Origin of the sequence: Alteromonas profundi (genome assembly GCF_010500865.1) — a bacterium.
Lineage (GTDB): Bacteria > Pseudomonadota > Gammaproteobacteria > Enterobacterales > Alteromonadaceae > Alteromonas > Alteromonas profundi.
This window is the reverse complement of the sequence record NZ_JAAAWN010000003.1, coordinates 1-22,960: the sequence shown is the minus strand read 5'-3', so window position 1 is coordinate 22,960 and position 22,960 is coordinate 1. Positions and strand designations below refer to the sequence as shown.

15 protein-coding genes and 1 pseudogene are annotated in these 22,960 nt (G+C 40.3%); 13 read left to right on the top strand and 3 right to left on the bottom strand.

The window, feature by feature from the left end:
- Window positions 1-299: 299 nt before the first annotated feature.
- From GTH32_RS02855 to GTH32_RS02820, 8 genes are all read left to right on the top strand, one after another.
- Window positions 300-1,373 carry an ABC-three component system protein gene (locus tag GTH32_RS02855; protein ID WP_163083735.1) on the top strand — a complete coding sequence of 358 codons (1,074 nt, stop codon included), beginning with the start codon at window positions 300-302 and terminating at the stop codon, window positions 1,371-1,373.
- Entirely contained in the window at window positions 1,361-1,816 is a 456-nt protein-coding gene (locus GTH32_RS02850; RefSeq protein WP_163083734.1) for an ABC-three component system middle component 2, read from the top strand. The genes GTH32_RS02855 and GTH32_RS02850 overlap by 13 nt, the downstream gene beginning before the upstream one ends.
- A complete protein-coding gene (locus tag GTH32_RS02845) occupies window positions 1,813-3,633 on the top strand; it encodes an SMC family protein (protein WP_163083733.1) in 1,821 nt (606 codons plus the stop codon). Before GTH32_RS02850 ends, GTH32_RS02845 begins: the two co-directional genes overlap by 4 nt.
- 651 nt (window positions 3,634-4,284) lie before the next feature.
- Window positions 4,285-5,106: a TnsA endonuclease N-terminal domain-containing protein gene (locus GTH32_RS02840; RefSeq protein ID WP_163083732.1), complete on the top strand. Its 822-nt coding sequence runs from the start codon at window positions 4,285-4,287 to the stop codon at window positions 5,104-5,106.
- Window positions 5,107-5,108: 2 nt separating this feature from the next.
- Window positions 5,109-7,355: a hypothetical protein gene (locus GTH32_RS02835; protein WP_163083731.1), complete on the top strand. Its 2,247-nt coding sequence runs from the start codon at window positions 5,109-5,111 to the stop codon at window positions 7,353-7,355.
- Window positions 7,356-7,405: 50 nt separating this feature from the next.
- Window positions 7,406-8,881: an AAA family ATPase gene (locus tag GTH32_RS02830; RefSeq protein ID WP_163083730.1), complete on the top strand. Its 1,476-nt coding sequence runs from the start codon at window positions 7,406-7,408 to the stop codon at window positions 8,879-8,881.
- Complete coding sequence (locus tag GTH32_RS02825) at window positions 8,878-9,828, top strand: TniQ family protein (RefSeq protein WP_163083729.1); 951 nt, start codon at window positions 8,878-8,880, stop codon at window positions 9,826-9,828. Before GTH32_RS02830 ends, GTH32_RS02825 begins: the two co-directional genes overlap by 4 nt.
- A gap of 6 nt (window positions 9,829-9,834) precedes the next feature.
- On the top strand, window positions 9,835-11,268 hold the full coding sequence (locus GTH32_RS02820; RefSeq protein WP_163083728.1) for a TnsD family Tn7-like transposition protein: 1,434 nt from the start codon (window positions 9,835-9,837) through the stop codon (window positions 11,266-11,268).
- 59 nt (window positions 11,269-11,327) lie between these two features.
- On the opposite strand, the gene GTH32_RS02815 is transcribed toward GTH32_RS02820, so the two are convergent.
- Window positions 11,328-11,618 carry a hypothetical protein gene (locus GTH32_RS02815; protein WP_163083727.1) on the bottom strand — a complete coding sequence of 97 codons (291 nt, stop codon included), beginning with the start codon at window positions 11,616-11,618 and terminating at the stop codon, window positions 11,328-11,330.
- Window positions 11,619-11,782: 164 nt separating this feature from the next.
- Here GTH32_RS02815 and GTH32_RS02810 point away from each other — a divergent pair, with 164 nt between their 5' ends.
- Together GTH32_RS02810 and GTH32_RS02805 are read left to right on the top strand one after the other, a co-directional pair.
- Window positions 11,783-13,180, top strand: a complete 1,398-nt coding sequence (locus GTH32_RS02810) for an ATP-binding protein (protein WP_163083726.1) — start codon at window positions 11,783-11,785, stop codon at window positions 13,178-13,180.
- Between the two features lie 3 nt (window positions 13,181-13,183).
- Entirely contained in the window at window positions 13,184-13,813 is a 630-nt protein-coding gene (locus tag GTH32_RS02805; RefSeq protein WP_163083725.1) for an HNH endonuclease, read from the top strand.
- A gap of 543 nt (window positions 13,814-14,356) precedes the next feature.
- On the opposite strand, the gene GTH32_RS02800 is transcribed toward GTH32_RS02805, so the two are convergent.
- The gene (locus GTH32_RS02800; protein ID WP_163083724.1) at window positions 14,357-16,969 is read right to left on the bottom strand and encodes a DEAD/DEAH box helicase family protein; all 2,613 of its coding nucleotides are present in this window, start codon (window positions 16,967-16,969) and stop codon (window positions 14,357-14,359) included.
- 3 nt (window positions 16,970-16,972) lie between these two features.
- Complete coding sequence (locus GTH32_RS02795) at window positions 16,973-19,120, bottom strand: DNA methyltransferase (RefSeq protein ID WP_163083723.1); 2,148 nt, start codon at window positions 19,118-19,120, stop codon at window positions 16,973-16,975.
- A 1,236-nt stretch (window positions 19,121-20,356) separates the two neighbouring features.
- Between GTH32_RS02795 and GTH32_RS02790 the strand changes: the two genes are divergently transcribed.
- The 3 genes and pseudogenes from GTH32_RS02790 to GTH32_RS02780 all read left to right on the top strand — a co-directional run.
- Complete coding sequence (locus GTH32_RS02790; RefSeq protein WP_163083722.1) at window positions 20,357-20,512, top strand: hypothetical protein; 156 nt, start codon at window positions 20,357-20,359, stop codon at window positions 20,510-20,512.
- A 270-nt stretch (window positions 20,513-20,782) separates the two neighbouring features.
- Window positions 20,783-22,213 (top strand): IS1182 family transposase, encoded by a 1,431-nt coding sequence (locus tag GTH32_RS02785; protein WP_163083721.1) that lies wholly within the window; start codon window positions 20,783-20,785, stop codon window positions 22,211-22,213.
- 405 nt (window positions 22,214-22,618) lie between these two features.
- Window positions 22,619-22,960: pseudogene (locus GTH32_RS02780) on the top strand (IS21 family transposase); the annotation flags it as partial.

Sequence of the window (22,960 nt, the reverse complement as noted above, 5' to 3'; positions counted from 1 at the left end):
GATCCAGAGATAGGTCGTTTCTATTCGAAATTCGTCATTGTGCAACCACTCACATGCTTGAGGGCAGAGCCGAGATTTGCCAAATCTAAGAATATTTAGGTCATGCCGACATCTCGACTAGGATGATTTATACCCACGTAACCAACCATAAACTTGAACGCGCTTACGAGTAATCGACCCCTGCTGCTAGATAACATCAATGCAAATTTAATGCTTGCTTTAACGGTATATTTTTTAAGTAAAATATAGGAAGATAACGAGCAAAATAATAAATTTAAATTTGGACGATTCATATATAGATGGAACTAGAAAACGAGATCCCCTCCCCAAAAAGTGCAAATGCTCCCTTGTCGGCAGTATCCGCTTTAGCTGGCGAAGTCATATCGCCATTAAAGCGGTTACAGCATATGGACGAAGGCGATTGGGAAGAATTTACTTGCGAACTAGCAACGTATTGGAAAAAAAAGTATTTGCGAGTCAATCGGGTTGGGGGAGCTGGCGATATGGGGCGTGATGTTATTGCTTACACTCCAGATGGAAGTTGGGAAAACTTTCAGTGTAAATATTACAGCTCACCATTGAATTTGACAGATGTTCTTTTAGAAATTGGAAAGCTTTGCTACCACTCACATCAAGGGCATTTTTCTATGCCTGCAAAATATTACTTTGTTGCTAAGAGTGGCTTAAATGGCGTTAGCCTTAATGCCCTTAAAGATTCAAATAAGCTGAAAGCAGAACTCATTTCTGGTTGGGATAAAAAGTGCAAAGACAAAATCACCAAGAAAAAGAGTGTAAGCTTAGAAGGCGATTTTCTTAAGTTTGTTGAGCATGATATTGATTTTACAATATTTGATCAAATTCCACAGTTGAAGCTTATCGAATTACATAAAAATCATACTCCTTATTACATAAGAAGATTTGGAGCATTAGAGTTTGATCGACCAGCCCCTGCAACACCTCCAAATGATATTCAAAGCAATGAATTGAAATATATTGCAGAGTTACTAAAAGCAATAGAATCTATAGAATCTCAGGTGAGTTCTGTTGATGATTTAGAAGCCTTTCCTGAGTTTTTGACGGAACTAAAAAGTGCGCGTAAAAACTTCTATTCAGCAGAAAGCTTAGAAAAGTTTTCCAGAGACTCAATGCCTCCTGATACATACGAAAATTTGCTCGAAGATTGTTATGAAGCCATTTCTAGCCTCGTTCTGATGGTTCACAACAATGGCTGGGATAAATATTTGGTTATCTCGAATCACGTAACACTAGTTTCATTTTCATCGCATCCATTAAATCTATACATGAGTAATCGTGATAAGAAAGGCGCTTGCCACCAATTGGTGAATAAAGGATCTTTAAAATGGAACAAGTAAAACTTAAAGTCCCTCAGATATTTAATAGTGATGTTGAATTGGCAACTAGAGCCGCACTGATACTGTCGAGTATGGAAGGGGAGAAATTCGACATAGATGAATTGGTCTTATTAGATTACGCGCTATTGTATTCAAGCGAATTTAATGGGCCATCAAACCTTCATCCTGCTGTCCCAAATCATTTGGCAGAAATTGCACAACGGAGAGAGCTGCTACCTCAGTCGCTTTTGTTTTTTATTAAAAAAGGGCTAATTGATGTTCACTATGATGAAAATGGAAAATCTTTTTGTGCGAATGAAAATACAAATAGCTTTGTTAGCTGCTTAAATTCAAGCTATTTCATCAAAATTTGGGAACGATTAAGTTGGTTGTCTGAGCATTACAATCGGATTATCCAGATACCAATAATGGAGTTAAGAAAAGGAGTATCGAGTTCGGTATGATTATCAAAAGAATATCCGTAATAGGAAAAGGTAAACCGAAGGCTGAACTTTGCTTCGATAAAGGACTCAATGTTGTTGCTGGTGCATCTGATACTGGTAAGTCGTATGTCATAAAGTGTTTTCAGTATATTTTTGGTGGTGAAGAGCCTCCAAAAAATATTGACGAAGCTAAAGGCTACAATACCGTTGAAACAGAAATTCAAGTTGACGAAAATGAAAGCTTTATTCTTCGAAGGGAGATATCGGCTACCAAACCTAAAGTTACTCTAATTGAACTTGAGCCAGATGGTAGAGAATCAGAAACAATTGTTTTAAATCCAAGCCACAAAGGAAAAAATAATCTATCGGCACATATACTCGGAAAATTGGGCTTAAACGACAAAGTATTAGTAAACGGTGTACAGAGTTTAAAAACCTCTTCTTTGACATTACGCGTACTGAGTAAATTATTTTTGGTCGATGAAGGACGGATAATTACCGAATCTTCACCTCTAGGAGAAGGCCAGCGAGAGTATACTCAAGAAACATCACTACTTAAAACTTTACTCACTGGTGCAGATGATTCAGTGGTTAAAGAATTGAAGCAACAACAAGATACAGAAGGAGCTGTAGAATCGCGTGTCAAAGCTTTGGAGGAATATGTTGCCAAGAAATTTTCTAACCATGAAGAAGTAAAGTCTACAACAGAAAAGCTAGACTCAGAACTGAATGAGTTAGAGGAATCTTTATCTAAGGCGCAAGACGAACTAACCGCACTGGTTGAAGCCAATAGTGAACTTGATTATAAAAGAAACAAATTCAGAGGGGAGCTAAGTAAATTACGTGAAACAGAAAAAGAAAACCTTCTACTACAGGGGAGGTTTAGCCTTTTAATTGATAAATATAACTCAGATTTGGAAAGGTTAGAGGCAGGAGCTGAAGCCGCTTCTTTTGTTGAGCTATACGAGATGGCGAATTGCCCTACTTGCGGACAAGAGTTTGAACAAGAAAAAGGTGTAAAAGAGCTAAAGCAATTAGTGCAAAGCACTGAGGCGGAAATTAATAAAAATAAATTTCAAGTTAAAGGGTTAACTGATTCAATTGAGGATCTAAAGCAAGAGTATCAAATGCTTGCAAAAGAGGTAGTTCAAAAAGAAGCAGCAGTTAAAGAGCTATCAGAAATCATCGAAGGGAATATATCTTCGAAGCTTAAGGACTATAACGTAGCTATTCGGCTATTAAATAGTAAAAAGAATGAATTTTTGAAACAAAGAGCCATAGTGGATTCTCGTGAAAGCTTGTTAAAAGAAATTGGTGAATTGCGTGTCCAGCTTGAAGACAGAACTGAAAAATACGTCTTTCCTGATTTTAGTGCCGAATTAACAGCCTTGTGTAAGAACATTAGTGCAATCTTACAGCGTTGGTCATTCCCCGGAAATGAAGACGTGTCTTTTGATATGAAAAGTAGGGATTTAGTAATTGGTGGCAAGCCAAGGTCCCATTTTGGTAAAGGATACCGAGCAATTTCGTATGCAGCTTTTTCACTAGGCTTAATGGAATACTTGTCTAAGTTTGAACGCCATCCAAAATTTGTAATTCTAGATTCTCCTTTGACCACTTATCGAGCTGGTGACAATGACGAGAATGATGATGAGGTTCAACTACAAAAAGATATGATTTTTGCTTTCTACATTGATCTATGTGATTCGTTTAAAGATAAGCAAATAATCGTGTTTGAGAACCAAGAGCCAGATGAAGATTTGAAACCAAAAATGACTTACTACCACTTTTCTAAGAACAAGGAAATTGGTCGATATGGCTTCTTTCCAGTAGCATAATTTAAGGATCGTAAATCCGCTGTATCCATATGAACGGTCGGATCTACGATCCAATGCTGGTAGGTTCTTGCAAGCAGATCCGTTTATACAGGCTCCGACTAACTGCTTATCATACATAACAGCAACAATGTTCCAATCTTTTAACGTAGTGTTCATAAGCCACCTTAGCTTTTTGCTTGATTACTTATGGTAGATAAATATGGATATGAAAACATATCTAATGCGTGGGTCTCATCTTGAAGTTTTTCAGGTTAAATGCGCCACTATGATACTCGGCATGAGTAGATCGTGATACGAAATGTATTTATTTAATCAATATTTGATCTTTAATCGATAACTACGAGAAATATGCATATTTGTATACTCAAAAAATATCACAAAATATTTTATGTTTTTTCAGTTGTTTATGGGGTCTAAATAATTAATAGAAAATTATAATATTTATTTTTATAAATATTAATTCCTTACTTTTCAGTGTGTTATGCATATTTGCAAGTTGAATTGATCAAAATTGAGATCTACGATCACATTCGTGTTTAAACGAATTTGAGTAGACAAAATGATAAACATCAAACTTCCAACTCTAAGTTATTTCATTCGCCAAATTTATATTTCCCAAGCTAGCAGATGTACGTGGGTAAGGCGGAATGAATGCTTTTAAAATTTAATAAGGCCCTTAAAACGCTGGATAAATGGCATGATGCGTTAGACAAGAAGCAATACGAGCCTCTAATCAAAGTGTGGAGCGGTCCTAAGGGGACAAGAAGACATTTGTACAAAGGTGCTAAGAGCAAACGCAATCACCATTTCTTGAGCGATGGTGAAAGACGCTTAGGCATCATAAGAGATTCCTTGCCTGAAACCGTTAATTACTTTGAGCAATATCCATTGTGGGACTTGGAGCTATGTGTTCGTATCGCAATCGATATGGGTATAAAGTATCCGTGCGATGAAGAAGGCGAAGCCTATGTGCTCAGTACTGACTTCTATTGTCTAGAGACGGATTTAGCCGACAACAACCTCGCAACAAAAAAGGTCGCCAGAACATATAAAACGCTGGATTCGCTGGATAGAGAAATCAAGCACCCTGTATCGGTTACGCGTACTTTGCAAAAGCTTGAGCTGGAAAGACGATACTATGAAGAGAAACGGATACAGTTTGTTTTAGAAACTGACCACAACGTCAGCGTTAACTGTGCATACAATTTAAAGTGGTCCAAGGGGTGCTTGAAATACATTCACGAGATTAAGCACCATCAACAGCCATTTTTTATGGCGTTTGTTGAGATGGCAAGCCTGTACTTTGAAACACCGTTACAAGAGGTTATTCAGCGTGTCAGTCATCATTTGGGACTCAGTTACGACGATGGCTTCGGCCTGTTCCAGTGGGGCGTATGGTCTCATCAATTACCGATTGATTTAGATATAAAAATTAATGTGTTTAAGCCAGTTCCTTTATTGGAGGTCGCTTAATCATGTTCCGTAAACATACAGAAATCATCACGCCAACTGGCTCACTACACCTGCGTATAGTCCATGCAACCCGCGATAAGGTCGCTTATTACGATTTGAATAAATCGGTGGTTAAACGCAAACCGAGAGTGGACAAACCCTTACAAAAAAGACGCTCACGCCTTCAAAGCAAACCACTAACAATGGATGCACAAAAGTTAGCCGATATGTTGTCGCATTACCAATATGAAATCCGTGGGATTGAATATGACAACGGCCTTTACGTACCGCGTAGCAAGTCTCCAAATGAGCAGCTAGAAATCAAACTAAAAAGGCGGGATAACGCTCGATTTAACTATGACCTGATAAAGCCTATTGTTGAGGATTCAGAAAAAACCTATGAATACCTGTATACCGACAGAGGTACTGAACTTATCAAGGAAATCAGCGCTGAAAGTGGCGTAAATGCAGCGCAAATATCCAGATTACTTGCACAGTACTTTTATCGTGGTAGCTGTTTCAACGCGATGTATCCGGATTATCGAAAATGTGGCAGCAACTTTGTGCTACCGCTTGTCCCGACTGAGGGAATGTCTAAGCGTGGCAGAAAATCATCAGATACCTATTTTCGTGGGCGCACCAAGCTAGACGAAGACAATATTCTCAAGCACTTGGAAAGATTAGGTAAAAAGAAATTCAAGCGAATGCCTCATACCAAACAGTATGAGGTGTATGACTTCTATTTTCAGTCAAAAAAAGAGAAGTACATTGATGAAGACGGAAAGGAAATAGTCGAGCGTAAACCGCTGGAAGAGAATGAGTGTATTAGCTATGACCAATACTATACCTTTGTTAGAGCGGCTGAAAAAGAAGGGCGACTGAAGTGGCAGCAAAAAGGTGATAAGCGGTATCTATCTGAATACCGGGCTAAGCTAAAACGTGCCCGTTCAGATGTGCCGGGTCCCGGATTTCGTTATGAGGTAGATGCCACGATTGAAGATGTTTATCTTATCTACCCGTACAACAAAAAAGAGCGCTTATCATCTGGCAGACCCACTGTATACCGTGTGATGGATGTGGACTCAGGGATGACGGTAGGCTTTCACGTTGGGATTGGTGGCCCCAACTGGCGCGGAGTCATGCAGGCACTTTACAATGCTTTCACAGATAAAGTGGAATTCTGCAAACAGTTTGGTGTCGATATCACGCATAAAGATTGGCCCTGTAACCTGCTGTGTACGGAACTTGCCATTGATAATGGTGTGGAATATCCCAAGAAAAACATGATGCAGTTGCTTGATGAGAAAATGGGCATTGACTGTATCAACTATTTGCAAATTTATGCTGGTTACACCAAAGGTACTGTGGAAGGTGAGTTTCAGCATACCAAAAACGACATCATCCAATTCATGCCGGGACTGGTTGAACGCATACCCGAAAAAGGCGATACGCACGCTTCGAACCTCGCAGTGTATGACTACGACAAGTTTGTTCAACTGCTGATCATTAACACCATTATTAGAAACAACTTTGTGCCAAAACCGAGAGTATCTAGTAAGGCAATGGAAGTTGAAGGTGTGCGTGCAACCTCCAGAGCTAGGTGGAACTTTGGGCTGCGTCATTACATGAATAATGGACGAGGCATGACTATGAAAAAAGAAGATGTCATGTTCAAGCTACTACCTCGGAGTCGTGCAGCAACTACCGCAAAAGGGATTAAGTACCGCAACGTTTACTACCACTGCGAACATGCGGCACGACAAGGCTGGCTTAATGCAAACCCAAAACGCCCAGTGAAGAAATTAGACATCCGTTACTTTGATGGCTCTACTGACAAAATTTGGTACAAGCATGATGGCGTTGTTTATGAAGCAACACTCAACACCGAGCAGGACGATACGTTTGAAGGTGTTACTTGGTTCGATGTGTCACATAAACAATCTCAGAAGAAATCGGATCTAGTTGAACAACAACGCGAACTAAGGCAAGCCCGCTTCATACAGAAGAACAATACGCAACGGATCACCAAAGAAGCGTTGGATGCGCTTAAAGGTTTAACAAGACCGAACGCCAAATCATCGCAATCTACGGTTAAAGCGTTGAAGGAAATTACCAAGGCGAATATGGATAGACAGACTGCCTCCATGATTAGCACGTTGATGGTAGGTGAGTCAAAATCCAAAGAAGAAACAGTATCGATGGAGACGTTGCAGTCTTCAATGATGCGCCAAATGCAGCAGATGTATCCCACATCAGGGCAAAATCAATAGGAAAAATTAACCATGAAGGAGACAAGATTAATTAGAAATAAGGTAAAAACATGCAAATTCTAGAAACACAATCAGTGGCTGTAAAAGCGGAATATATTCCTCACAACATCACCGCCTATAACAACAACCCGCTAATTGAAGCGATTCGACCTGCAAAGAGTTTGGAAGCGTTCACTCAGGCGATTTTGGTCAATCATGACGTTGATGCAAGCGTTACTCAGATGAATGACTTTGATAGGGAGTTAATGATTGAATTAATTCCACTTACCTTTGTGCCATCGCCTAAGACGTTTAAAATTTATCGGCACATCGTTAAAGCAATTATGGTGGGGTATTTACATAGAAGACCTTTCACTATCGATTACAACATCATGCAAAGTGAAGTTGGGAAAGGTAAAGACTATGAAATGCCAAACGCGATTAATTTATCAACGTGTATCTCGCATATCGGCATTAGTGGTGGGGGCAAAACCAAGACGATAGATAAGTGTTTGAGCTTACTGCCACAGGTTATCGAACACAATGAATATAAAGGTAATCTGTTTCGCAAGGAGCAGGTTGTTTATGTCAAGTTTGAGGCTCCCGCGACTAAAACCAAAAAGGGTTTTATCCTCAATTTTTTCTTCGCAATCGACCAGCTACTAGGCTCTAGCCATTACGAGCTTTGGAAAGGTTCCAAGGCGAATAATTCAGCTTTTGTGATTGAGGCAAAGAAAGTGGCAATGAAGTACAACATTGGCATTGTTTTCATTGATGAAATACAGCGCTGCGTCTATGACAGTAATGATGCTAAAGATGAAAACCGCTCAACACTGAATTTTATCGACGCGTTTTTTAATAGCATTGGCATTCCGATGATTGTGGCAGGCACCTATGCCTCGTGGCCTTTATTCCAAACTACCATGTCTACCTCTAGACGTATTTCATCAGGTATATCTGAGCGTTGTGATGGAATTGAGACAACTGTGTATGATCCTATTACCAAAAAACACATTGCCAATCCGTTTTGGAATTACTACGTGCAGTGCTATTACAAGCCTCACTTGCTGCGGAATCCGTTCACGTTCACTGATGAGATAACCTCAGCGTTAAATTTCTATAGTTGCGGTATTCCCGCACTATTCATTCGTCTGATAAAGCTTTGCTATGAAGAAGCGATTTACTCTGGATTAGAAACTATTTCAGTAGATCTTATTCGTGATGTCTATGCCGATCAATTTTACCTGTTGGCGGACGCACTTCATGCGTTGAGGGAAGGTGAAGTAAGCACATTTGAGGATTTGATTAAACCGCATATCAAGCTACTTAACCCTGCAAAAGCGGGTGAAGATATGAGTACAGCGGACGTTGTTGAAAAGTATTGTATTGACAGTGATGTACCTAATCCACCGGGTATGAGTGATGAAGGCGTAGTGATTGATATGCCATCGGCTAAAAGTACGTTGATACCAGCAGATGATTTTAGAAATTTATCAGGATTAAGTCGGCAGGAAATTGCTGCCAAGCTGGGTGAAGTGAAATCATGAGCAGTGTAGTACGCAAACCACAAATCAATGCATATCCGTTTGAGGGTGAGCATGTCATCAGCTTGATGGTTAGACATCATCAATATTCAGGTATTAGGCGATGGGATAACGCGACCAACCCCATCTCAAGTGATTATAAGACGGTGGTGCCACATTATGTATTGAGGCCCCTATATCGAGATGTTTACGATGCATTTTCGCCTAGCATCGACTATGAAACGTTTTTAGGAAGACACACTCTTTATCAGTATTACGCTCCATTCTTACCAGCAACACTGTTAAAACAATCTGGCGATAAGCCGTTGTTTGTTAACAATATCAATCGCGTTAAGTATGCTGCCCATTGGCGGCATTGCTCGGAGTGCGTTAAGGAGGATATGGACACTATTGGTGAAACTTACTATCACATTGAGCATCAATTAGCTGGTATGAGTTATTGCGTTAAGCATCAGACACCGTTGTTTATCGCTTGTGATAGATGTCATGATTCTGGGCGCTATCTCAATAGTATTGGTTTACCGCATGGTAGCAACTGTCCTAAGTGCGATATGGGCTACGATAACCTTGATGGTTACATGGATGATGATATCGATTGGGTATTAAGGACATCCGCAAGGCTGCTCAAACATGAGTTTCCAAACTTGAACTTGCAGCGACTGCAACGCGCCTATCGGGACTATATTGGATTAGATACGTTCACAAACGTTTCTTCACGCAAGGACACCCTAATAATTGCTGAGGCACAACGAGCGTTGGATAACTACTTTGCACCTGAGCTATATGAGCGTCTTCTGATACTTGACGGTTATCAGGGAAACCGAAAATTCCGAGAATTATTCGTGTCGTATTTAGCATACAAGGACAAATTCACGTTACCGATATGTCACTTGCTGATGATAAGGATGTTATTTGGTGAGATTGAAAATATCCCGAATTTGATGAGCTAATCAACTATGAGCTATCCAGTTTATTACCCCACACCAATTAAAGGTGAAACGGTTTTTAGCTGGGTAGCGCGTGCGCATAGTTACTCTGGTTATCCGAGCTTTCGCAACCAATCGTTAAAAGCTCTTCAGATAAAAACCGAATTAGCCAGCACCGAATTTCCTTCCTATATCGCAAAACTGGCACAAAGCTCTTGTGTGGATGAACAATGGATCGTTCAGTTCATGACCGGGATTAACTACTACCGACCTTTTCAAACCCAAGCCCAGTACCAGCAACTTCAAACTGATTTACTCAGTGGTAATACTGCCTATATGCACTCCCGTTATGGCATGGTAGCAAACCGCTTGTTAACAGAACCTGTCCTTAAATCGTGCCCTGCCTGTGTGACGTATGATGAAGCACAGCATGGATTTGCGTATTGGCATGTAATTCATCAACTGGCAGGTGTGACTTGCTGCCCTCTGCATGGCCTAAAGCTTCACTCAGAAAAACGTATACGTTCCTTTGCTGCGCAACCAGAGACTAGTGAGATTGTTGATGCCAGTATAAGTGAGTTCAACCTTTCTACTTGTATCGCAATGACGTTTATAGATGAGCCGATTTTTTATGCAAAAAGTGACTTAGTGCGCGTGCTTAAGAACCGATTATTGGAAATGGGCATGGTGACGGCCTGTGGCAATACTAGAAAGCGATTGCTGGTGCCACTGATGATTGAAGAGTTAGGAAAGCTTTCAAATTGTGCCCATTTTAAACGATTAGCGTGCGGCTTAAGGCGCGGTAGCTATCCTGCGAATCTATTTTATCAGCCGCATAACCAGTACCATCCACTGAAATACTACTTTCTTATTCACTGCTTATTTGGCTCGTGGGAAAGATTTAAAACTGCGATGGAGGCTCAACCTGCGAAAGAGCCTAAAACGCCCAAAGAGCAAGTTCAGAGTCCTTCCTCACTCATTGATAACTCACTCATCATCAAATACCTAAAAGATGGTGGTAGCATGAGAAAAATCGCAGCACAAACAGGCAAAAGTATTGCTTACATTAAAAAAGTTGCAGCTAACAACCAGATTGCAGTGGATAAGCGCCCCTCAAAGATATTTTCTGTAGATGAGCGAGATATTTGGCGCAAGCTGATGGTTGGTATCCCAACAGAAGTAATTGCTAGGGAACACGGTATTTCACAAGGTGCAGTTGAGCTGATATTGGGTAAATTCAGCGAGTTGGTAACATTGCGAAAAGCTATCCGATTGAACAAGAAAAGGCAGCAGTGCAGACAAGAAATAGACGCGTTTTGTCAGTGTCATCCTCAATGTAGGCAAAAAGAAGTAAGAGCGAATTGTGGTGCTTCTTATATATGGTTGTATAAGCATGATAAGTGTTGGTTGGAACAGCACCTACCTTCACCGATCCCGCGAGCTTTGCGATACTTAGGTAAGTAGCAGATGTACTTGAACAATCGCCTTTCGAATTTAATGCAGTTGATTGGGATGAGCTTGATTCAATTCTTCAAGTCTTCAATTTGTTGTGGGCTAAAGCCATGCCGGAGCAACTCAAAGTCTTTTAATAAAATCTGACATCTAGTGCCTTCACCTAGAGTTTGATAGATACTGCCGCTAGCGGTTTTAATTAACTGCTCATTTGTTTTTACGATCCGAGATGTACAAACGTAATCTCCTTTAGAGAATCGATGGGTCGAATCATCAACACAAATTCCCCAGAGCACATCTCCAACGAGGTCGCCTTTGTCAAAAACAGAAACTATTTGCCAGTCTTTCACGATTGTATTCATGAGTATGCCCTTATAGATAGCCATAACTCATGGTAGTTAAAAACGATTTAAAACAATACTAAAAGCATGGAGGTAATCCTGAGTTTTTGCATTAATTGTCTTAATAGTTCACGAATCCTATCTAACTTGTTATATTTAATAACAAAATTTTGATGGGGAATCGGATGTCGTTTAGGTTAAAAAAGTTCAAATTGGACGAACCAAAAATTCAAACATCTTGGGTTAGGCTTACTGACAACAATGAAAGCAATGACAACTATTTTACCGTGGTCATTGGTAATAACGGGACAGGTAAAAGTAGATTTCTGCGTGGTATTGCCACTGAATTCAGGAAAAAGGGTAAAGATCGTTATGGTCTATTTAATGAGAATGGTAGTGGTGATGAACCATCTAAATTGATTGCAATTACGACTAGTTTATCGGACAAGTTTCCACAGGAGTATAACTTCAGTCGGTTTGATAAAGAGAGTAATCTTGAAGACTACTATTGCTATTTAGGACCAAGAGGTAGAGTTGGCGGGTCTTCAAGTAGAGCACTAATGGATAGAGCCATTTCTTCATTAATGGCTAAATCGAACAATCACGATTTATATCATCAGTACAATGAAATTTTTGATTACTTGAAGTACGAGCCAGTAATTAAACTGGAATATCGTTTATCAATACCTAAGGAGTTTAACGAATTAGTTGGAGAGTTGAGTGGGGCAGAATTAAAGTCCTTTATTCGTAAGAGAAGCGAATTAAGAAGTGGAATTAGGCAGGGTACTTACAATAAATTTCTAGGATTTGATGACGAATACTGGAGTGAGCTTGCAAATGCATATACTTATGCTATCGAGAATAACTATTTAGGCGGAGGGAGAAAATTTAGTTTTGTAATAAATTTTTCATCAGAAAATATTGGAAGAAAAGGTCAAGTAATTTCTTCATCAGAATTATATAGGTATGAACTTTTTGATGATCTAAGAAAATTAGATCTAATGAAGAATATGCGAGTCAAATTGTACAAAAAAGGAGGGGGGGAGTTTGACTATACGGATGCAAGTTCTGGCGAAGCTAGTATTCTATCAACTTTGATAGGTTTGGTTCCAAACTTGGAAAATGATTGCCTTATCTTGATTGATGAGCCTGAAATTAGTCTTCACCCATCTTGGCAATATAGATATATAGAACTATTAGACAGGTTATTGAAGTCGGTTTGTGGCTGTCACGTAATCATAGCCACACATTCGCATTTCCTGATTTCAGATTTACCAAACCACAGGTCTAGTGTCGTTCACTTTAAGACATCAAAAGGGAATCATATTGATGTTGAGTATTATAAAGGTGATACGAACGGCATGTCAGCAGAGGACATTTTGCTAAATATCTTCGACTTGCCATCGACCAGAAACTATTACCTTAATGCGATTGTTACTGAGCTACTTGAGCTATTAGCGGAAGGTAAGAAAGGAAATCCACGTTATATTCAGCTTAGTCAGAAAATAAAAGAGATTAAACCGAATTTAAAATCCATTGACCCATTGTTTGATGTTATCCAAAAGTTAATTGAGTTGGGTTAATTTATGGCAGATAAAATTATTTCTCCTTATTGCTTCAGTACAGCAGAGAAAAAAGTTATCAAGGATTCATTCAAGAACCATAGTGACTGGGATAAATCTTGCTTTGATGACATAAAATCTGCATTGAAAGAAGATCTTCGTCCCAAACAAACAAACTCGTGCTGTTATTGTAAAAGAGAACTCGGCTTCGATATAAAAGAGGTCGATATCGAACATATTGTACCCAAGAGTAAATATGAAAAATTTACATTTCATCCCAAAAATTTAGCGCTCTCTTGCCCCGGATGTAACACTAATAAAAGTAACCAACCTGTTTTACATAAAGAAATCAAAATTTATCCTAGATCTGGCATTAATCTTACAATTGTTCATCCTTATTTTGATTGTTATAGCGAGCATATAGAAATTCATGATGGAGCCATTTACGAAGGATTAAGCTCTAAAGGTTGTGAAACTATAAAACTGTGTAAACTATATAGACTAAAGAAAGTGTTAGAGAAAAAAAAGGAAGCAAAATCCAAGTCGTCGCCAATCGCTCAATTAGTTTCAGACTTAGCAAATGCAAGTGATGCAGAAAAACAGCAAATCGTTGCAGCATTAGGTTTGCACACTAATCAGTTTCGGGGCAATTAGAAAAATTAACCAACTTAATTAAAATTGGTCTTAATGGGTAAATGAGTTTTTCAGTAAATTAACCATCTTAATTACAAATTATGGTTTTAAAATGTTTGATTGGTGTGAATCGAGTTAACCCACTTAATTCCGAGATCACAGGTTGATGGCTGTTAATTAAGTCTGTGACTATTTTAATTAAGTTTGTGACCGTAATTAAGATTGTGACTGACTAAGCTGTTCATAGATTTGAAAGGCGAGCCTTAAGTGCTCGCTTTTTTTATTTTGGTAAAAATTGGTAGTTAGTGTAACAAGCGAAATATTTTCACTAAATATTTATACAGAAACTGTGATAATAAACAGTTGCTGTTGGTTGGTAACAAAATTTGTAGTTTTTTATTACAGTGCAATTTTTTACAATCGGATGTAATTAATGAAATTCAATGGTTTATGTTTATTTCGTTATCAAAGTAATGAAGTTTGTTATTGATAGTTAACTAAAGAAGGCGAGCCTCTCGGGTTCGCCTTCTTTGCAGTTGCAATTGTTTAGTAAGTTATAAATGACTATATTGTTTGGTAGTCTTCAGCAACCTCACTATTAAACAGTGACTTTGCATCTGTTGCTGTGAATATAGCCTCTCGAACTTTTGGAACAGTTAAATCTAGCAGTCTGAATTGGCCTTTGTTAGTTGGATCCGCAATAGATTCAATGCGTCTAAATATACTTTTGTGATTTTCAGCATATTTAGCTAATCCACGTAATTTTGGCAATGCGTCACTTAAGTGAATGCCGTGAGGATCTACGATATCTACACCAATACTTCCATCAGGCTTTCGCACAAAGAATATGAAGTCAGGGCGCAGCAGTTTGTATTCGTCTGCCTCCATAAATGCGATGGCCAAACTGTCTTGGCTAGCTCTATCAGGATTTCTATACCAAGATTCAAAACCAGGGCGAGACATCTCAGTTTCAAGCACTTTCAGTTCCCATTGGTTTAATTCAACGGGGAATAAACCCTTATCGTCACTCATCAGGTGGCTTGAGTAGGTGGGCAAAGGTGTTTCGCTTCCATCAACCTCTAGGGCTGTTGTAGGCAGCATCCAAGCTCTAGGTTTTAGAATATCATTATCTTGAGGCTCTTTACTCATTTCTTTTATTTGTCGATACACGTCCTGGCGTTCATCGCTGAGATTTCTTATTTCTACTCGATATTTATCTAACCATTTTACCGTTAAGTCATCGGCTTCTTTATTCAGGTTCTCGGTAACTTCATGAACAAGACCTAATGCCGCTATATCTGTATGGGAATCTAGTAGCGCTTCTTCTCGGTCATAGGCATCTTCATTGTTATCGGCGAGATGTTCAGCGTATGTACGAGACAAATCTGGGCTTAGAAATCTAGCTGCCCTTTTAAATGCATCTTCAATAACGGCAAAATCAGCTTGTTCTACAAATTGATCAAAAGACATTTTCTTATCGCATAAATTAGATCGTAAGCTGACACCTTCTACAGTAAGGACTTCTTTACGTGCAGTTGATATCTCATCCTTAAAACGCACAAAAGCGGCATCAAGTACCTTATGCATTTCAGAATGCGCTTTTTTACCGGCGTCAGGTAGCAGGTTATCTTGAGCAAGTTCGTGCGCTAAAGCAGTGAGACGTTTAACAGGCTTTGCAACACGTTGAGGCAATAATTGTGAAGGTAGATTTGTAAAAGAGTTCCACACATCATCTTTTATTGATGGATTTGGCTCAAGATTAACTGGATTAATTAGTACTCTACGACCATGCATGGTTGGCTCGGAATCTGACCCTCCGCCATGCATTAGGCTGTCAGCAACGGCCTTTACGTTATTTTTATCATAGAATGGGAGTAAGCAATGAACAGCATTCAGGCGCTCATTACCTGGAATTCGCCTAGCCAACGGTGTGCGAACCATTCTTCCAAGAAGCTGTGTAATATGGGTTTTATCCTTGGCTGGTCTGAAAGAAACCATGACTTCTGCTCTTGGGCAATCCCAACCAGTGGAGATAGCATCTTTCGCAAGCAATATCTTTATTTCCTGCTCGTCTTGTACTCGCTGAGGTTCTGTATAAAAGACTGTGTGATTACCCAGTTTTAAATTAGTTCGTTCACCAAATACATGAGCTATATTACTACTTTTTAATTCAGGCCAATGCTCAAACAGCGTATCAAGTGCATTGCCAAGATCGTTTAAATTTGGCTTGTTTGGCACCTGTAGAACCATGAGAGGAACGACAGCCTTTAACCCTTCAGCTTCACAGTATGTTTGCCAAGCTTCTGTTGATTCGCGTAATTTGTCGGCACCTCTTCGAAGTAGCACAGTATCAAATTGTCCTGTTTCATCCGGTATATCAAGTACAATAGTATCTTTTAGCAAGCCAGAATCCTGTACTCGCTTAGAGTCAACTTCTACGTTTGGAAGCAAAGTTCGACCTTGAGCTACCTGCATGGCTTGGGTGAAGCGCTCCACTGTCGCAGAAATTCCCCATACAATTGGAATTGCAGGTACTGAGCCAGCCCCGTTAATAAGGCGTTTAACAACAGTTGACTTCTTACTAGCATCAGATGCAGTAGCCCCCATTCCTCGGTGAGCTTCATCGAGTACAAGGTAAAGAGTTAATTGAGAATCTTCGATGGTGTTTTTTAGTACTTCCCAAATAGTGTGGGAGCGTAAATCTGGCTTTGCTTGAGAAAGTAGATTTCCCTGTCCAGTTTTTGCTTCTTCTGCATCCGGATCGTATCCACGAACAAGCAAGCTGTTCTTGCTTAATTTTTGGGTGTTTAAAAAGTAAATTTTGCCAGGCTCAAAGCGTTCAAAACTGAACGTATTTTCTACTACCACCAAATCACTAAAGTTTAGCTTGTCTGACGCTTCTAATAACCTAAAACGTGTTTGTTCATTTAATGAAGGATCATCGCTAAACCATATGACAGTAGCTGTCGGGTCTGGCTCAAAATCAAAGTCGTCTTCACCATAAAACAGCGCCTCAAACACAGCAGCAGCCATAACTGTTTTACCTGCGCCTGTTGTCGCTGTGAGCGAAAACGCCTGAGTATCAGTATCTTCATGCCAGCGTTTTTTAGCTTTGTGTAAGTTTTTAATTACGTCAGCAACGGCTTCAGTTTGGTAATCCTTTAATGTAAATTTCACTTCTTATTCTCCATTTGCAAACTGAAAATTGTTTAGATAAGACTCATAAAGGCGAACAGGTTCAACCCCATCAGGAAGAGTGCGTGCGACAGCTTGAAAACGCCTATCATCGTTAGTCACTATGTAGGCAAGTTTACAGGTGAGGGTACTTTTGATTTTTGTTGTGAACTCGCTAGCTTTATCAAGATCGATAAGAACACCATAAGCGTGTACTACTTCCCAACCCACTGATGGGATTGCATCAATTCTTTTTCCTATGCTTCCAGCTTTCAGCCACAGCAAAGGCGCTATTCGACCAAAAGCAAGATTATGATTTACAGCTATTGGTGATTCATAAGTTAAAGTAAAGAACTCTGCATTTTCTTTGAAGCCATCGGCCATAGGAAATTCATCAGTGAATTTATAATCACCCTTAATATTTTCACCTGAGGGTGTTTTTCCGAGAATTGCAGCTTCGATCCTTGGTTTTGTTATGTAATCACAAATACCTAGAGACTCCCACTCATCATCTCCTTGTCTATAACCTTGCTTAAGCAGGTTTGTTTGTTCTTCAGCAGCTACTTCATTGTTAGTTATTGCTATACACGACCTATTACCACCGTCTTGCTTGTTCAATCGCAATATTGCATGAACAGTTGTACCTGAGCCGGAGAAAAAATCTAGAACCTTTGCCTCTTTGTTTTCTTTAACAAAGAATCTCAATATATCCTCTACATTATAAAGTGACTTAGGAAACGGGAATACTCTACCGGGTAATAGTTGTCTTAAGAGGTTCGAACCATAGCGTGATGCGTCATGAGAAGGCAAAGTCCAAATTGTTTTAGGTGTAGCTGTTTTAGCTCCTTGGATATATTCAACAATTGCACTACCTTTTTCATCGTAACCGGTAATTTTCACTTCGCCGCTTTGAATTTTATCTAATGTGCCAGATTGAAGATATTTAAAAGAGTAACGGCCACTCTTTTTATTGTATTTACCAACTTTGATAAATCCTTGCTCATTTAGCTCACTGCAAGTGTCAGCAATCGCACGCCATCGACCATCTTGACCATCAGGCCTTTTGGGTGGCCAAACAGCTCTCGTGCCCTCTGGTGGAACAAAATCACTGGGGTTTTCATCCCAATCTAGAGCTCTTCCTACGCTGTGAATTACCTCTTCTTTTATATCTACGTAAATTGGGTAGAACGCTCCAGGGCTATTTTTTCTACTGGCGTTACCACCGTATCTTGCAAAATCTGCCCAACGAACAGTTTTATCTTCGGAAACATCGTTAGCTTCTTTTTCATTCTCAATCATTGAGCGAGTCCAAGGCGTTAGCTTGGCTTCTCCAAAAGTTAAGCAATGTGTATATTCATGAACACGTGAAAACTCTCCTGTTCCAGAAGTTATTCCTTGAGGATTTATCAAAACTGACAACGATTGAATTCTAGCTTCAGGAAACACCTGCTCAAGAAGCAAAAGTAAGCGAGCATTCTCTTTTTCATCGATGGTTGCAATCAATACTGAATTTTTGGGATTGAGCAATGTTTTAGCTATTATCAACCTTCTTTCTAGAAAGGCTAGCCATTTTGAGTGACGATATAAATCTTCACTTTCTACATAATCGTTATTATATTTCCAATCTTTAGCTCCAGTGTTATATGGAGGATCAATGTAAATAGCGTCAATTTTTCCTCTATGCGTATAAGTAAGTGCCTTTAACGCATGAAAGTTCTCTCCGTTTATTACAGAGTGAAAAGGCTTGTCGCCTCCACGTTCTACTTTTCCAGTGCTTATCAGGCCGGGATAAATCTTGTCTCTAAATTCAGCGACAACCACCAAGTCTTCAATAGGTACGTCTAGATTTTCAGGTTCGGAAGCAGAAAGCTCAACTAGAGCAGCGATCCACTGTCCAGATTCTTGGCGGATAGTTTTAACTTGCCACAGGCGCTGATCGCCTTTCTTTGTCTCGCCTCTGGGCGGAAGAACACGAACTTTATCCCCTTTCCGCACTTGGCGATTAGGCAGCTCAACTGTTTCTGGACGGTGACGCTCAAAGTTCAAACCGAATGAGCGACGAGAAGATAAAGCTTTAAACTCCCTCTCTAGGTCAGCTCCCATCTGGGGGTCTTTAGCTTTAGCTTGGGCAATTAAGTCAGTAAGCCGTGACACATTTTCTCCTTTTTATCATCACGTTACCTCTTGGGTAATTAGAAAATTTGTACTGGCACAAGTGACGAAGCGAAAGTGCCAAAAAATTACAATAGAATACCTTTTTTAAAGAGATCTAGCCATCAGGTTGCAAGTTTAGTGCGGATATTTAGTCTGTTTTATGGAGTCCAATCAGCGTTGATGTGAAAGAGTATCCAATTCGATGGTAAGTTTTGCTCCCAAGGAGCAGAAGACGATAATAAAGTTAGATGTTAGCTCATTTTTGAACGCTAACTTCTGAGGATTATGGTGCTGAGCTATCTTCAATTTATGAACGGCTATTGAAATGGTTTCGATTGAAAGGAAAAGACAAGATAGTCTTAGCTTGGTATTGAATGGCCTACAAATTTCTCGCCAATCAGCCCATATTTTTAAAATTGGTCTACAGCGCTTTATTGATTTCAATTTAATGGCCGCAAGCAAGTTGCGAAGGAAGCCAGGGAAGTGATGTAAGAAGTGAATAGCGATGGAGTAATGAGTTTTTTTTGCCGTATCTCTCACCAAAAAAGCCGTTGAATTGTTCTCAAATAAGAGAATAGGCATTCTAAAAAAATTTGCAACCCCAAATTGGCTAAGTCATTGATTTTGGCTGTTCGTTTGCTCACTTTGTCACCGAAATGGCCAAAAAACTGCTTGGCAGGATTTGGCGAGAAATCTGAAATTGGTTGATAAATCAAGGGGTTATGTGAAATCGGATGCAGTGAGTTGGGGCATTAACCCGGCCACACCCTACCGCTGCGTGCTGGCCTTTAAAGTCTACTCAAAACCATCCAAAACGCGCCTTTCGTGCCGATTTCGCCACTCAAGGTGAAAACCTCGCCCATGGCGCATAATCCGAGATTATGGTGAATACGTTGAGGTTGCCTTACTCGGCCTGCTCGTGACTTGTTTGCTCCGGCTTTTGGGATGTTGGGTCGGATTATGGTCGGCACGGGCCTTTTTTCGTTGTTTGGATTGTCGACAGGGGGGCCTTGCTTACCGTCCGTGCCATGTCGTTCGCCACTTCGGCACGGTGTGGGGCTAGGAACAGGCATTTTGCACCGCTAGGCTAGATGACATCAACGGGTAAGCGTTCAAACACGGTGACGTGTTGGGCATGCTACGTCAACCACCACCATCTGAAATATACACAACGCATCCCGATGGCTGCTATACTGGTGACCTCCTTTCTCCGATAGCGAACGGTTTTAAGTGGCCATGCAGAAACGTGTTGATAGTCAGCAATCTAATGAAAAAACGGCTCGCGATGATGAGGCCGCCGCGCTGTTGGCATTAGTTGTCATCGGTGAGCAAGGGATCGCCGAGGAGCCACTGTCGTTTGACGATGTCATCGCGTGTTTGGCAGAAATGTAAATTAACCCACCCATTTGATATGGCTTCTTTACGCAAGCGTGCTCAATGGAGTCTGGTTGCACGTCACGTAAGATGGCCTCGATAGCCAGGAGCAGTGATTGATACTTTGTGTCTGAATGGCTGGTTTGTACGCAGGCTGTGTGAAAACTATTGATCACCTTTTGGTCTAAGCAGACTTTTTATATGATCAATCGGTCTTAAGTATCGGTCCTCAATTGATATCTGAATTGGTACAATAAAACTATCAAAAAATTGATATGTTTCAATCACATGTCGAGATTTATCGAAGGCCAAAGCCGAACACAAAGCACGCTGTTCCCCGAAGTTTTAGATGACTACATCCATGAAGATAATCCGATTCGTGCAGTCGATATGTTTATCAATTCATTAGATTTATCTGACTTGGGTTTTGCACGTTGCCAACCAGCCAAAACAGGTAGGCCAAGCTATTCTCCGGCAACCATGCTCAAGATTTACCTTTATGGTTATCTTAATCGCATTCAATCAAGCAGACGTTTAGAAAAAGAAACGCAGCGTAATGTCGAGTTGATGTGGCTGGTTGAGCGTCTTACCCCAGATTTTAAAACGATTGCTGATTTCAGACGTGACAACGGCAACGCGATACAACAAGTCTGTAAGCGCTTTGTGTTGATATGCCGTGAACTCAATATGTTTACGGATGCCATCGTGGCTATTGACGGCACTAAGTTCAAAGCGGTTAACAATATCGCTAAGAACTACTCACGTGGTTTGATAAAGACGTGTATCGAAACAACCGAAAAAGATATTGCCAATTATCTTATGGAGCTCGATAGAGCAGACCGCCAGTCCCGCACTGAAGACGCAGAAAAATTGAAAGGCAAGCTCGCTAAACTGCAAGCGCGTCTGGTAAGCGAGAAAACAATACAGCAAGAATTGGAAACCTTACCCGACAAACAAATCTCCTATACCGACCCCGACAGCAGGCGAATGGCACTAAAGCATAAAGGCGTATTAGTTGGCTATAATATTCAAGCGGCTGTCGACACCAAACATCACTTGATACTTGCCCATTACGTGACTAATAACCCAAGTGACAGACACCAGCTTGTCCCGATGAGCCAGCATGTGCAACAAGCGTTAGGTAAACAAGACATTACCATTCTTGCTGATAGAGGTTATGACGATAGCACGAGCTTTAAGACTGTTCATCAGGCAGGCGTTACTGCAATTGTTCCGAAGATCCGTACTTCGGCTAATCGAAAAAAAGGACTGTTTACCAAAGAAGACTTTGTCTATAACAAAGAAAAAGACGTCTATGAATGTCCTGCTGGCAAAGATATCCCGTTTAGCTTTGTTTCAACTGACAAAGGAAAACCGCTACGCGCTTACATGTCGGTCATGACCTGCAAAGGTTGTACTATGAAATCGCGGTGCACAACATCACCAGCAGGAAGACGGATCCGAAGACTCGATGATGAGGAGCATGTTGAACGCGTGGCACAAGCTTATAAAAACATGCCAAACGCAATGATATTGAGGCATCGAACCGTCGAGCATCCCTTTGGCACAATAAAGCAATGGGCAGGAACGCAACAACTACTGACAAGAACATTAAAACATGTAAAAACAGAGGTAAGTTTGCAGGTCTTGGCATACAACTTCAAAAGAATGATGAATATCATGGGCGTTAGCGGTCTCATATCTGCAATGAAGACATGAGAGTTGTGGAAACACTCATTCAAAAACTATAGTGGACTTAGAATTTCTGTATTATTCAATTTAAAAACAGCAACCATAAATATGAGTTTTCACACGGTCTGTACGTATAGCGGACATTCTATCTTTCCCATGAAAACACTGGGAATGTTTTTTGAATGGGAACGAGTATTACTATGAAATCTCAGTAATAAGCTATTGGGTGCATGTTCCGGCCCATTCCGATCATCCATTTCGGTTCAAACCGATCAGCGATTTCGGTCTAATCCGATCGCTTATTTCGGAGTTATCCGATCAAAAATGACGTTTTTCCGAAATCACTGATCGGAATCCCGAAATCTTCTTCTTTTTCTCACTAAATCAATTGGTAAGCTCAACTTCATCACTTGATTGAAGGAACGAGTTGCCATGGCGAGAAAGAGAACCGATATGAGAAAGATTAAAGACGTCCTGCGTCTCAAATTCGAAGTAGGATTAAGCCATCGAGACATCGGCCAATGTTTGAGTCTCGGCCCTTCAACCGTGAGTGAAATACTCTCGCGCTTTAAATCCAGTGATTTATCGTGGCCGTTGCCCGAAGCGCTTAACGATAAAACGCTCGAAGCTCAGTTGTATAACACTGAGCCAGTTCAGCGCCAAAAACGGCTGCCTGACTTCATGCTTATGCAGCAAGAGTTGAAGCGCAAAGGCATGACTAAGCTGTTACTGTGGGAAGAGTATTGCGCCGAAGATAGTGCGTCAGCTTATGGT